Origin of the sequence: Pseudoduganella chitinolytica (assembly GCF_029028125.1) — a bacterium.
In the GTDB taxonomy this organism is placed as follows: Bacteria; Pseudomonadota; Gammaproteobacteria; order Burkholderiales; family Burkholderiaceae_D; genus Rugamonas; species Rugamonas chitinolytica.
In genome coordinates this window covers 5546048-5559036 of the sequence record NZ_CP119083.1, presented here as the reverse complement: position 1 = coordinate 5559036, position 12989 = coordinate 5546048, and the positions used below count along the sequence as shown (strand labels likewise).

Sequence of the window (12989 nt, the reverse complement as noted above, 5' to 3'; positions counted from 1 at the left end):
GCGGAAGAAAACCGGGGTCAGTTCCGCAGGGACAGACCCCAAGCCAGGGTGCACATTAAGCATAACTGCGCAACCGCCCCGCATACCGCCGCAGGGGCTCGCTCGACGAAACCCCCGCTTCACCAACGGCAAGCGATGAGCGGCGACTGAAGTCGCAAGGGTCTGTCCCCGCAGGGGACTGACCCTGAAGTTTGCCAAGTTCATCGAGACGCTTCGGACTTCGGGGTCAGTCCCCTGCAGGGACAGACCCCAAGCCAGGGTGCACATCAAGCATAACTGCGCAACCGCCCCGCGTACCGCCGCAGCGGCTCGCACGCCGATGCTTCGGCCTTGGCGCACCATGCCGCCAGGCTGGCCAGCAGTTGCTCCGGCGATGCGTGCGAGCGGCGCCACAGCGTGGCCAGCTCGCTGCGCAGTTCGTGGACATGCCGCAACACGTCGCTGTGGGCGAGGAGCGCCTGCAGCCGGTGCTGTTGCTCGCCGTCCAGGTAGCCTGGATCGCGCCGCAGCAGCGGCCGGGCGGCACGCCACAGTGCCGGATCGAAGCGGCGCAGCGCGGCCGTTTCCTGCCGCCATACGCGCCTCAGGGCACCGCTCAGCTCCGCCATCACCCGCGCCCGGTTGGCCAGCACCACGGCCAGCGTGTGCATGTCGACCTCCTGCTTGCCTGGCTGCGCCCGGGGCCGGACCGGCAGCGGCCGCACGACGGCCAGGCCCAGCCAGCGCAGCAGCGTGATGTACATCCAGCCTGCGTCGAACTCGTACCAGCGCACCGACATCTTTGCCGAGCTGGCGTACGCATGGTGGTTGTTGTGCAGCTCTTCCCCGCCGATCAGCAGGCCCAGCGGCAGCAAATTGGTCGCCGCTTCCGGGCAATCGAAATTGCGGTAGCCCCAGTAATGCCCCGCGCCATTGATGACGCCCGCCGCCAGCACGGGGATCCACATCATCTGCACCGCCCAGACGGTGGCGCCGATGACGCCGAACAGCAGCAGGTCGAGCACCAGCAGCACGCCCACGCCCTGCCACGTGAAGCGGCTGTACAGGTGCCGTTCGATCCAGTCGTCCGGGGTGCCCGCGCCATAGCGGCGCACCAGCTCGCGGTCGGCCGCGGACACGCGGTACAGCTCGGCCCCCTGCCACAGCACCTTGCGGATGCCCAGCACGACGGGGCTGTGCGGGTCCTTCGGCTGCTCGCAATGCGCGTGGTGGGCCCGGTGCACTGCCACCCATTCCCGCGTCACCATCCCGGTCGTCAGCCACAGCCAGAAGCGCAGCACGTGGGCGACGGCGGCATGCAATGTTACTGAACGGTGCGCTTGCGAACGGTGCAGGTAGACGGTGACGCCGATAATGGTCAAGTGCGTGGCGGCAAGTGTGTAGAGCACGATGCCCCATGCGCTCGCATGCGCAAGGCCGGAAGTCAGGAATTCCATCAGGCACTCCTTGTAGTGGCCGGCGCGGCGGGTCCGCGTGACGGCCATGCCAGTCTACGCCGTCCACGCCGCCCAGGCCACGTTTTCCGCCGCTTGCCATTTGCACGCTTCAGCGTGCTCCCTGCCAATCGGCATGCTACGCTGGACCCAACGACGAAGGAGCCCGATGCCCCCGCCATCACCGTTCTCGCAATTGCCCGCACTGACCTGGCGTCGTGGCGGCCGCCTCTCCTTGCCTGCCGCCGCCAAGCAACCGTGACGCCCGATCATCCAAGCGCCCTGTCGAGCGCGATGTCGAACTACCAGTGGTTCCTGCTGCTGGGCTGCCTGATGCTGGCACGCGGGCTGTGGGGGACGCCCATCGCGCGCCTGCCATTCACCTCCGCCATCATCTACCTGGCCATCGGACTGTTGCTGGGCCCGCTCTGCTTCAATTTCTTCGCCTTCGACGCCTACGCGGCCGCCCCCCTGCTCGAGGTGCTGACGGAAGTGGCGGTGCTGATCTCGCTGTTCTCGGCCGGCATCAAGATGCCCGTGCCCGTCACCCTGCGCCGCTGGGGCGCGCCGATCCGGCTGGCCTGGCTGGCCATGGCGCTGTCCGTCGGCCTGATCGCGCTGTTCTGCTGCACCGTGCTGGACATGCCGCTGGGCGCCGGCGTCCTGCTGGGCGCCCTGCTCGCCCCTACCGACCCGGTGCTGGCATCGGACGTACAACTGCGCCATGCGGGCGACAGCGATCCGCTGCGCTTCACGCTGGGATGCGAGGCCGGGATGAACGACGGCAGCGCGTTCCCGTTCGTCATGCTGGGCCTCGGGTTGCTGGGCCTGCACGACCTGGGTCCCTGGGGCCTGCACTGGCTGGCCGTCGAACTGGTGTGGGGCACCCTCGGCGCCGTCGCCATCGGTGCCCTGTGCGGCATGGCACTGGCGCGCGTCAATTTCGCGCTGCGTCGCAGTCGTCCCGGCCACGAAGTGCTGGACGACCTGATGGGCCTGGGGCTGATCGCGCTGGTGTACGGCGTGGGCCTGGCCGCGCACGTGTGGGGCTTCCTGGCCGTGTTCTGCGCCGGCGTCGCCCTGCGTCAGACGGAACAGACGCTGGTGCGGCGTGCCGAAGCCCAGGCGGGCGCCCAGCGACCGCTGACGCCGGAACAACTTGCCGACACGACACCGCCCACCGTGAGCGACGGCACGCTGCTGTTCAAGGAGCACCTGGAGCGGCTGTCCGAACTGATGCTCGTGCTGCTGCTGGGCGGCGCCGTGACGACGCTGCTGTTCGACTGGCGCAGCTGGGCGGCGGCCCTGTTCCTGTTCTTTGTCGCACGTCCCGCCAGCGTGCTGCTGGCCCTGGTGGGCAGCCCCACCACCCCGCGCATGCGCGTCATCGCCGCCTGGTTCGGGGTGCGCGGCATCGGCTCGCTGTACTACCTGATGTATGCGATCAACCACGGCCTGCCGCAAGCGCTGGCGCAGGACCTGATCAACCTGACCCTGGCCGTGATCGTGCTGTCGATCGTCATCCACGGCACCAGCGTGACGCCGCTGCTGGACCGCTTCTGGCGCAAGTGACGTGACCGGTGCGGTGGCCAATGCGGCGGCGCGGCCGGTGAATTCAGGTATCATGCGCGCATGCGTATCGTCCTCATTACCGGCATTTCCGGCTCGGGCAAATCGGTTGCCCTGAACGTCCTCGAAGACACTGGTTTCTATTGCGTGGACAACCTGCCGCCAGCGCTGCTGGCCAATCTCGTTGCGACCTTGAGCGAGGATGGTACCGAGGCGCTGGCCGTCGCCGTCGACGCGCGCAGCGCCGCCTCGCTGGCCTCCCTGCCCGGCGACATCCGCAAGCTGAAGGATGCCGGCCACGACGTCAAGGTCATGTTCCTGACCGCGAATACCCATTCGCTGGTCGCGCGGTTCTCCGAGACGCGGCGCAGCCACCCGCTGTCGCACGAGCTGCATCCGGGCCAGAACCCGGCGGCGCGGCGTACGCTGATCGAATGCATCCAGGAAGAGCGCGAGCGCCTGTCCGCCATCGAGCAGCTGGGCCACGTGATCGACACGTCGGAACTGTCGGCCAACAAGCTGCGCGGCTGGATCAAGGACCTGGTGGAAAGCGAGAACGCGCCGCTGACGCTGTTCTTCGAATCGTTCGCCTTCAAGGTGGGCGTGCCGCAGGATGCGGACTACGTGTTCGACGTGCGCGCCATCCCGAATCCCTATTACGACCTGACCTTGCGCCCGCTGACGGGGCGTGACGCACCCGTCATCGCCTTCCTCGACGCGCAGCCCAGCGCCGAGGAGATGTTCCTCGACATCCGCGCCTTCATCGAAAAGTGGCTGCCCGCGTTCAAGAAGGACAACCGCAGCTACCTGACCGTCGCCATCGGCTGCACGGGCGGCCAGCACCGCTCCGTCTATATGGCGGAACGGCTGGCGCAGTACTTCAACGACGCCGAGCGCGTCGTGCTGCGGCACCGCGAGCAGTCGTGACCTGTCAGCGCAGGTAGGGCGCGACGTTGGCCGCGATGCGCGCCAGCTCCCCCTCCTGCAACGGCAACTGGCAGAACGCCGCCCAACCCTCGCGCGGGCGCAGGTTCTCGCCCGCCGCGGCATCCGAACCGTACAGGATGCGGTCCACGCCGATCTGGCGGATGCGCCGCGCCAGCCTGGCCGCATCGGATTCTTTCATGCCGGGACGAGCCAGCGACGCGACGTCGAAATACAGTCGGCGCACGCGCCGGTCGTGCCTTGCCACCGCCTCCGCCAATACCGCCAGCGCATCGTCCGCCGGCGCATCGCCGTAGCCCGGCCCCGTGCCGGCCATGTGCGCGACCTGCACCGTGACGTTGGGCGCGGCCGGCAACAGCTCTTCCAGGAACACCCTTGCCTGCGCGGCGCCGTACGGCCGGCGCTTCGACACGGACGCGCGCAGGTGCACGACCAGCGCCATGCCGTGGCGGTTGGCCGCCGCGAAGATTTCCTTCAACCGCGCGGCATGCTCCGGGTTTTCCAGCTGGATGTCGGAATTTCCGAAGTGGAGCTTCAGCCCATGGCGCAGCTGCGGGCTGGCCGCGCAGCGCGCCACCTCGTCCAGCGCGTACTCCTTGAGCGGATTGACGCTGCCGAACGCCCGCAGGCGCCCAGGGAACAGCGCGGCCTGCGCGGCGTTCCAGTCGTTCTCCGCCTTGACCTTGGTGTACTCGTCGTCGATCTTGCGCGCCGGGCTGCCGTATACGTACGCGGTGGACAACAGCACGGCGCGGCGGATGGCCGCGCTGTCGAGCAGCTCGACCAGGCCGGCCGCCGCGATCGCCGGCGGGCCACCGGCGCCCGTGTCCAGCAGCCGCGCCATCGCGGGACTGAACAGGTGCTGGTGGTGGTCGGCCACGGGAGCGGGCGTCGCGCTCGCCCAGGCCGGCACGGGAGCGGCCAGCGCGCCCAGGAGTTTCAGCAGTTGGCGGCGCTGCATGGTGACCTCGCCGTTACAGGTGGCGCAACGGGTGCGCGTGGGCCGGCCAGGGCGGCTCGAAGAAGCGCGCGACCATCGCCTGTGTCACCTCCGCCAGCGCCGGCGGATTCCAGCGCGGCGCGTTGTCCTTGTCGATGACGAGCGCGCGCACGCCTTCCAGCACTTCGCCGTGCTCGAACGTGCGGCGCACCAGGTTGCGCTCCAGGCGCAGGCAATCCGCCACGTCCAGCGTCGCGCCGCGCTTGAGCAGTTCGAACGTCACGCACATCATCAAGGGCGAGCGCTGCTCCATCGCACGCAGTGCCTGCCGCGCGAACGAGGCGTCGTCGCCACGCAGCGAGTCCATGATGGCGGCCACGGAATCGTGGCCGAAATGGCGGTCGATCAGCGTGCGCTGCGCGGCCAGGCCGCTGTCCCCCGCGCCCGCGCGCAGCGGCCGGGCAAACGTGGCCACCGCCTCGCGCAATCCTCCCCCCGCGGTGGAGTCGATCAGGTCGGACAGCGCCGCCAGCTCGGCCTGCGGCACGTAATGGTCGGCCAGGCCCAGGTAGAGCGCATCGGCAGCGCCCACCGTCAGCCCGGTAAGGCCCAGGTAGAAGCCCAGCCGGCCGGGGGCACGCGACAGGAAATGGCTGCCGCCCACGTCCGGGAACAGGCCGATGTTCACCTCCGGCATCGCCATCTTGGTATTGTCCGTCACGACACGCACGCCGCAGCCGGGCCCGCCTTGGGCGATGCCCATGCCGCCGCCCATGACGACACCTTCCATCAGGGCGATGTACGGTTTCGGGTAGTAATGGATCAGGTGATTGAGCGCGTACTCCTCCGTGAAGAAATCCTCCAGCAGCGCGCTGCCGCCCTGCGGCGTGGCATGACCGGCCTCGTGGAAGAAGCGGATGTCGCCGCCCGCGCACAAGGCCTTGGCGCTGCTGCTGCGCACGACCACCGCCGCCACCGCTTCGTCGTCGCGCCAGCGCAGCAACGCATCCGTCATGGCTCGCACCATGTCGAGCGACAGCGAATTGAGGGCCTTGGGACGGTCGAGCGTGATGAAACCAGTACCGTTACCGACGCTAATATGGACGTGTTCGCTCATGGCAGCAGGAAGAGTAGAAGGTAACCTATTCTAGCGCGGTGCCGGGCGAATATTGTGTTGAAAGAAGGTAGCGGAACAGCGTTGCGTTGCCGACTACGGTCGAGCTCGTGCCCCACCGCGGTGACTGTCACCGCGGTGGGACACGAGCCCGGCCGTGAGCTGGGCTGTGCAGCCGATTACGCCCGTTCCACCGCCAGCGCGATGCCCTGGCCGCCGCCGATGCACAACGAGACCACCGCCCGCTGCTCGCCGGTGCGCTGCAGGGCGTGGGCCACCTTGGTCAACAGGACCGCACCCGTGGCGCCGATCGGGTGGCCATGGGCGATCGCGCCGCCGTCGACGTTGAAGCGCTCGGGATCGATGCCCAGCTCGTCCCGCACGACCAGGCCCACCGCCGCGAATGCCTCGTTCACTTCGAAGCGGTCGACATCCTGGACCTGCCACTGCGCCTGCGCCAGCGCCAGCTTGATGGCGGGCACGGGACCGAAGCCGAACAGGCCCGGCTCGACCGCCGCGACGCCGATGCCGCGGATCGCGAGCTGGGGCTGCAATCCCAGCGCGGCCGCCAGCTCGCGCGTGCTGACCACCATGGCGGCCGCTCCCGCGTTCAGCCCGGGCGCGTTGCCCGCCGTAATCGTGCCGTCCTTGCGGAAGGCGGGCTTCAGCCTGGCCAGGCCCTCCTCCGTGGTATCGGGCCGGTTCGCTTCGTCCCTGGCGAAGACCACCTGGCCCTTGCGCGTGGCGATGGTGACGGGCACGATCTGGGTATCGAACCAGCCGGCATCCTGCGCGGCGGCGAAGCGCTGCTGGCTGGCGGCCGCGAAGCGGTCCTGTGCCGCCCGGGACACTTCGTATTTCGCCACCAGGTCTTCCGTATGCCAGCCCGAATGCTGGTCCGAGAACGCGTCGTTGAGGCCATCGCGCAGCAGCGCGTCCAGCGCCTGCGTGTGCCCCATCCGCGCGCCGTGGCGCAGCGCCGGCATCAGATAGGGGGCCAGGTCCATGTTCTCCGCGCCGCCCGCGATCACCAGGTCGGACAGCCCCGCACGGATCTGCGCATAGGCCGTCACGACCGCCTGGGCGCCGGAGCCGCACACGCGGTTGACCGTGTGCGCGGGCACCGAAACAGGCAGGCCGGCGTTGACCGCTATCTGGCGCGCGACATTCATGCCATTGCCGGCCTGCAGCACGTTACCCATGACCACTTCGTCGACGTGCTCCGGCGCCAGGCCGGTGCGATCCAGCAGCGCCTTGACGACGTGCGCGCCCAGGGCCGCCGCCGGCGTGTCCTTCAGGGTACCGGCAAACGCGCCGATCGGCGTGCGCAGCGCGGAACTGATGACGATTTCATCCATCACGAAGCTCTCCTGTCAAAGTGAACAATGGGGGGCCGGTGCGCGGCTCAACTGCGCGCCGGTCCGAAAAAATCCACCACGATACCAACCACGCCCGGGTCCTTGAGCAGGCGGCGGTGTCCCAGCCCGCTGGTGGTATGCAGGCGTGGGTCCGGCAAGTGGCCAACCAGCGTTTGGGCCGCGGCGTGCGGCACCGTGCTGTCCTCCAGGTCGTGTATCACCAGCGTGGGCACGGCGATGCGGGGCGCCAGGCAGGCCGCGTTCACCGTGGCGAACGGCACCTGCTCTCGCGCCTCGATCAGGGCGATGGTCTGTGCCAGCACGCGCTCGGACAGTCCCAGCATCCGGCCCATGTTGTGCGTCTCCTCCGTCAGCGAGACAGGTGCCGAGACCAACGCGAGCTTGTCCACCGCCAGTCCCTGCACCACCGCGTGGGTGATCGCCGCCCCGCCCATCGAATGGCCGACCATGGCGTGCAACCGCCCCAGCCGCGCGCCGACAAAGCGCAGCGCGCGGGAGAACTGCTGCAGGTTGCCGGTCCAGCCCGCGCTGCGGCCATGGCCCGGCTGGTCCATCAGCACGACCGCCCAGCCGGCCGCACTGAGTGCCTCGGCAATCTTCGCCAGTTGCAAGCCATGGCCGGCCCAGCCGTGCGTCATCAGGATGCGCGGCGCACCCGCCAGCGCCGGGTAGTGGTACAGCGTCACCGACGCGTCCTCGAACGGCACCGGCTCGACGCGCACGCCCGCCGGCACCGTGGCCTTGCGCGTCGCGCGCTTGGTCGGCAGCGGCGTGCGAAACAGCAGCGCCGCGAACCTGGCAGCGCTGTCGGGGGCCACCCGTTGCGTCAGGCCCAGCGCGGCTTGCAGCGCGCCGAGCATCAGGCTGCCGGACGGCTTGTGCGCCGCAGGTCGACCTGGATCGACGCCATCGGCGGCATCGGTACCGCCGCGCGCAGGCGCTTGCGGATCGGTTTCGGTATGCATGATTTCCCTATTGGTCATCGCCGCGGGCCGCTGCCGTGGCAGCTCAGAATTCCACCATCGTGAAATCCTCTTTCTTGACGCCGCACTCGGGGCAGGTCCAGGAGTCCGGGATATCGTCCCAGCGGGTCCCCGGTGCCAGGCCATCGGTGGGAGAGCCATCCTTTTCGGAATAGATCCAGCCGCAGACGAGGCACATCAGGGTCTTGTATTCAGCGACGGTTTCAGTCATTGCCAGGTTCCAGTTCAGTTGAAGTCAGGTGTGCGTCGCCCACGAAGCGGGCGATCAGTTCCTTGACCGGGGCGGCCGACAGGATGCGGCTGTGGCCAAGGCCGGAGGTCTGTTCCAGGCGCACGTCCTGCAGGCTGCGCAGCAGCCGTTGCGCCTCGGTCAGCGGTACCACGGGGTCGTGCTCGTCGTGCACCACGAGTACCGGCACGTCCATCGCCGCGCCCAGCACGCCGATGTCCCAGTGGCTGACCGGCACGCCGTTCTGCACGTGCAGGCGGTCGTAGATCCGGTCGATCACGGTGCGCGGCAATTGCTGCTGGTGGCTGCATGCCCAGCGTTCCAGCACGGTGGACAACGATACCGGCGCGGCGATCAGCACCATGCGCCGCACGGCCCGCGCATGCTGCTCGCTGGCCTGCGCGACGGCCGCCACCGAGGCGATCGAGCCGAGCGAGTGGCCGATGACGACCTGCACGTTGCCCAGCGAGCGGAGGGCGGCGCCCACCGCGCCCACGAAGCGTGTCATCGTGGTCTTATTGCCGGCCGACTCGCCATGCGCCGGCGCGTCGAACGACGCCACCTGGAAGCCCAGCGCCAGCAGCGGCTTGACGAAGCCGATCATGCTGCTGCTGTCCGAGCCCCAGCCGTGCACCAGCAGCACGGTGGGTCCGTCGTTCTTCCACAGGTAGCCGCGGCGCACGTCGTCGTTGCCGGCGATGTCGAACGTCTGCGCCCCCAGCGGCATGCGGAATTGTGTGCGGCCGCCTTTCGAACGCGAGCGCCCGAAGGCATCGGCCGCGATGCGGCCAGCCAGCCGGGGCGCCAGCAACGCGCCCAGCTGGTAGCCGGCCCGGGCCACGATGGCGCCCAGGCCGGGGGCCGGCGCTGGTGCCGGCTTCGGCGACAACGGCGGCGATGGTGAAGTAATGTCGGTCATGGCTGTGTCCTGCGTGGCGCCGTCGGTGATGGATCAGGTGTTCGGCACCGACGACGCGGTCCCGTCGACCACGGCGCGCCGCTCGGCCGAATCCGTGTAGTAGCCGGAATCGAGATCGTAGAAATGGCAGTTGCGGATGACCCACCACAGGTCGCCGAAGCTGAAGTTCTTCTCCCGGATCATCCCCGGATACGCCTGCTTCAAGGCGGCTTGGGCCTTCTGCAGGTTATAGAACGGCACCACCGGCGCCACGTGGTGGGCGGTGTGGATGGAGATGTTATGGGTCAGGAACAGCAGCCATTTCGGGTAGCGGTAGTCCGTCGTCACCAGCATGCGGCTGGCGTTCGTCGTCCAGTGCTCCGACGTCAGGAACGGGATGTCGGCCGACGTATGGTGCATCAGCGTCGTCACGCTGAACCACGTGTGGATCGCGATCCACGGCAGGAAGAACAGCAGGAAGAAGCCCATCAGGCCCGTGAACCAGACCAGCGCGCCGAAGTACACGACCGAGGCGATCGCCACGAACGCGATCGAACGGCGCACGTCGCTGCGCATGTCCTTTTTCGGGAAGAACCCGGGCCGGAAGCCCGACACGACCCAGTAGTTGATCGTGCCGGCCCAGAACAGCCACGTGCGGGTGCCCATGTAGACGAAGCGCTGGCCGAACGACATGCGCTTGTACATGTCGCGCGGGATCGGCCGCCAGTCGGTGTCGAGCTCCAGGCTGTTGGTGTGGAAGTGGTGCAGGTTGTGCACGTGCTTCCACGAATAGAACGGGTACAGCAGCGGCAGCAGCGCCACGTGCCCGATGACGATGTTGAGCGTCTTGTTGCGCGAGAAGGAGTTGTGCCCGCAGTCGTGGGCGATGCAATGCAGCCCCCAGCCGCCCAGCCCGGCGATGACGTACAGGGGCAGGTAGAAGCCCCAGTGCGGTGCATACGCGACCCCGACGATGGCGCCGATGTACAACGCATAGCTGATGAGGAAGCCGGCCAGGCCGCGCCAGACGCGCGGCTCGAAATACGACTTCGGAATCGCTTCGGCGAGCCGGGCGCCTTCCAGCGTCTTGCTCTTGTCCAGGAACGCCTCGAAATCCGGCCCTGGCGATGATGGGTAGCTATTTGCGGACGGCATTGATGTCTCCAGATTTAGGCGGTTGCGTTGAGACCGAGTTCCGTGGCCAGGTGAGCGCTCAGCTCATCGATGCTGGGGTGTTCGAACAGCAGCGCCGGCGACAGGCGTTGTTCGACCAGCTTTTCCAGGTCGCCGGAAACCTGCACCGCGACGATGGAGTCGAGGCCGTACAGCTCGAATTTCCTGGCCGTGTCGATCTCGCTGGGATCGACTTTCACTTGCTTGGCCAGGCGCCTGACCAGCCATTGCCGGATCGCTTCCTCGCTCAGCGGCTCATTGTTTTCCACTTCCTTGCCGCCTTTGCGGAAGAAGCCGAACAGGCCGCCCGACTTGTTTTCTTGAGACATGATTTCTCCTGGGGTGAATGTGAAGGTGAATCGGGATACGTGTTGTAATTTTTATGGTTCAGACCGCGCGTTTGCGCATCCTGGCGATGGTCTTCTCGTCCGGTTGACGCAGGTTCCAGACGACGCCGAGTTTTCCCAAGCCGGCCAGCAGCCAGCCGCTCAGGTCCGGTTCCCACCATTTGACGCCGTGCCGGAACGAGCCCGGGAAGGCATGGTGGTTGTTCTGCAGGCCTTCGCCGAACGTCAGGATGGCGACGGTCCAGTTGTTGGCGCTGTTGTCGTCCGTCTTGAAGGGCTTGCGGCCGATCATGTGGCATACCGAGCCCACGCACCATGCTGCCTGGTTGGCGAGGAACACGCGCGCCAGGCCACCGAACAGGAAGCCGCTGTACGCGGCGTCCCAGGTGCCGCCGATGGCGCCGCCGATCGCGGCCGGCAGCACCAGGCCCACCAGGATCCACAGGCCGTAGGTGCGGTGGTAGAAGAACAGCTTGCGGTTGGCGAGGATGTCGGGTGCGAAGAAGTTCCAGCCCGAGACGTCCCTGGCCAGCATCCACGGCATGTGGGCGTACCACAGGCCGCGCAGGCGGCCCAGCACGCCCGGGCCGTGCAGGTTGGGCGTGTGCGGATCGCCATGCTGGTCGCTGTACGTGTGGTGCCGGCGGTGCGTGGTGACCCAGAACATGATCGGGCCCTGCGCCGCCATCGAACCGCAGATCAGCAGCAGGCCTTCGAAGAACGGCGACGTATTGAACGTCTTGTGGGCCAGGTAGCGATGGAAGCCCATCGTGATGCCGCCCATGTGCAGGAAGTAGAAGACGCCGAACAGCACGGCATCGGTCGTCGTCATGCGCCCTGCCAGCGCGCGCTGCAGCGCCAGCACGAAGCCGACCAGCGGGATCAGCATGACCGCCAGCGCGGTCACCTGCTTGATGGTGGCGCCGATGCCGGTCAACGGCGCGATGCCCGGCCTCAGGGCGGGACCGGCGGCACTGGCCGGCTTGGGCGGTAAGGTCTTGGTTTGCGTAGTCATGGCGTTTCCAGGGTCGTTATTGAGAGGTTTCCGGTCCGGCGGACGGTTCGGTGTTCTGGCGCTGGCGGATGTCCCACGCCAGGCCGACGAGGCCCAGGAAGCGGATCACCCAGGCCGTGGTGTCGATCTGCCAGAAGTGGAAATCGTTGTGGGCCAGCGCGGGATTGGCGTGGTGGTTGTTGTGCCAGCCGCCGCCGGCCGATACCAGCGCCAGCCAGCCGATGTTGCCGCTGGTGTCGCGCGTCGGGTTGGGCCGCTTGCCGAACGTGTGGCCGATCGAATTGACCGCCCACGTCACCTGGTCCAGCAGGAAGATGCGGGCCAGGCCACCCCACAACAGGCCTCCCACCGCGCCCTCGGGGCCGCCCAGCGCGGCGCCGATCGCGGTCGGGATCGCCAGGCCCAGTACCACCCAGCTCAGGTAGTGCTGGTTGACGAACAACACCACCCGGCTGCCGAACAGGTCCGGCACGTATGTGCTCCAGTTGCTGCGCTTGACGGTAAACAGCCAGCCCACGTGGCCGTGCCACAATGCCTTGAGACGGCCGCGCCAGCCCGGCGACAGGACCCGCGGCGAATGGGGATCGCCGTCCTGGTCGGTGAAGACGTGATGCATGCGGTGCGTCGCCGCCCAGAACAGGATCGGTCCCTGCGCCGCCATGCAGCCGAGGATGCCGATCAGCGCCGTCGTCACCGGTCCGGCCTTGAAGGCGCGGTGCGAGAAGAAGCGGTGCAGGCCGCCCTCGACGCCGAACGACGTCAGGAAGTACATGACGCCGAGCAGCACCATGTCCTGCCGCTTCAGGCCGAAGTGCAGCGAGTACCAGAGCGCGGCCACGAAGCCGACGGCCGGCGTCAGCACCGTGATGTAGGCAAGCCGGCGCGCACGGCTGTCGCCGTCCTGCTGCGCCTGCAGCTTGGCGCCGGTCGCTGCCGCCGCGGGAGTCTTGGTTGTCGTCACTGC

The 12989-nt window shown here is 67.9% G+C and carries 13 protein-coding genes; 2 read left to right on the top strand and 11 right to left on the bottom strand.

Annotation, left to right across the window (positions count from 1 at the left end):
• Positions 1–266: 266 nt before the first annotated feature.
• The gene (locus PX653_RS24785) at positions 267–1484 is read right to left on the bottom strand and encodes a DesA family fatty acid desaturase (RefSeq protein WP_277415310.1); all 1218 of its coding nucleotides are present in this window, start codon (positions 1482–1484) and stop codon (positions 267–269) included.
• Between the two features lie 207 nt (positions 1485–1691).
• Here PX653_RS24785 and PX653_RS24780 point away from each other — a divergent pair, with 207 nt between their 5' ends.
• The gene (locus PX653_RS24780; RefSeq protein WP_277415309.1) at positions 1692–3005 is read left to right on the top strand and encodes a cation:proton antiporter; all 1314 of its coding nucleotides are present in this window, start codon (positions 1692–1694) and stop codon (positions 3003–3005) included.
• Positions 3006–3065: 60 nt separating this feature from the next.
• On the top strand, positions 3066–3929 hold the full coding sequence (gene rapZ, locus PX653_RS24775; protein ID WP_277415308.1) for an RNase adapter RapZ: 864 nt from the start codon (positions 3066–3068) through the stop codon (positions 3927–3929).
• A gap of 4 nt (positions 3930–3933) precedes the next feature.
• Here the strand turns inward: rapZ and PX653_RS24770 are convergent, their stop codons facing one another.
• The 10 genes from PX653_RS24770 to PX653_RS24725 form a co-directional block, all read right to left on the bottom strand.
• Positions 3934–4908, bottom strand: coding sequence for an amidohydrolase family protein (locus PX653_RS24770; RefSeq protein ID WP_277415307.1), 975 nt, complete (start codon positions 4906–4908; stop codon positions 3934–3936).
• A 13-nt stretch (positions 4909–4921) separates the two neighbouring features.
• Positions 4922–6004, bottom strand: coding sequence for an enoyl-CoA hydratase/isomerase family protein (locus PX653_RS24765; protein ID WP_277415306.1), 1083 nt, complete (start codon positions 6002–6004; stop codon positions 4922–4924).
• A 176-nt stretch (positions 6005–6180) separates the two neighbouring features.
• Positions 6181–7359 (bottom strand): thiolase family protein, encoded by a 1179-nt coding sequence (locus tag PX653_RS24760; protein WP_277418654.1) that lies wholly within the window; start codon positions 7357–7359, stop codon positions 6181–6183.
• Positions 7360–7406: 47 nt separating this feature from the next.
• Entirely contained in the window at positions 7407–8345 is a 939-nt protein-coding gene (locus tag PX653_RS24755) for an alpha/beta hydrolase (RefSeq protein ID WP_277415305.1), read from the bottom strand.
• A 43-nt stretch (positions 8346–8388) separates the two neighbouring features.
• A complete protein-coding gene (locus tag PX653_RS24750; protein WP_277415304.1) occupies positions 8389–8574 on the bottom strand; it encodes a rubredoxin in 186 nt (61 codons plus the stop codon).
• Positions 8567–9511 carry an alpha/beta fold hydrolase gene (locus PX653_RS24745; RefSeq protein ID WP_277415303.1) on the bottom strand — a complete coding sequence of 315 codons (945 nt, stop codon included), beginning with the start codon at positions 9509–9511 and terminating at the stop codon, positions 8567–8569. The genes PX653_RS24750 and PX653_RS24745 overlap by 8 nt, the downstream gene beginning before the upstream one ends.
• A 33-nt stretch (positions 9512–9544) precedes the next feature.
• Positions 9545–10645 carry a fatty acid desaturase gene (locus PX653_RS24740; RefSeq protein WP_277415302.1) on the bottom strand — a complete coding sequence of 367 codons (1101 nt, stop codon included), beginning with the start codon at positions 10643–10645 and terminating at the stop codon, positions 9545–9547.
• A gap of 14 nt (positions 10646–10659) precedes the next feature.
• Entirely contained in the window at positions 10660–10992 is a 333-nt protein-coding gene (locus PX653_RS24735) for an acyl carrier protein (protein WP_277415301.1), read from the bottom strand.
• 58 nt (positions 10993–11050) lie between these two features.
• Positions 11051–12025, bottom strand: coding sequence for an acyl-CoA desaturase (locus PX653_RS24730; RefSeq protein WP_277415300.1), 975 nt, complete (start codon positions 12023–12025; stop codon positions 11051–11053).
• A gap of 16 nt (positions 12026–12041) precedes the next feature.
• Complete coding sequence (locus PX653_RS24725; protein ID WP_277415299.1) at positions 12042–12986, bottom strand: acyl-CoA desaturase; 945 nt, start codon at positions 12984–12986, stop codon at positions 12042–12044.
• Between the last annotated feature and the right edge of the window lie 3 nt (positions 12987–12989).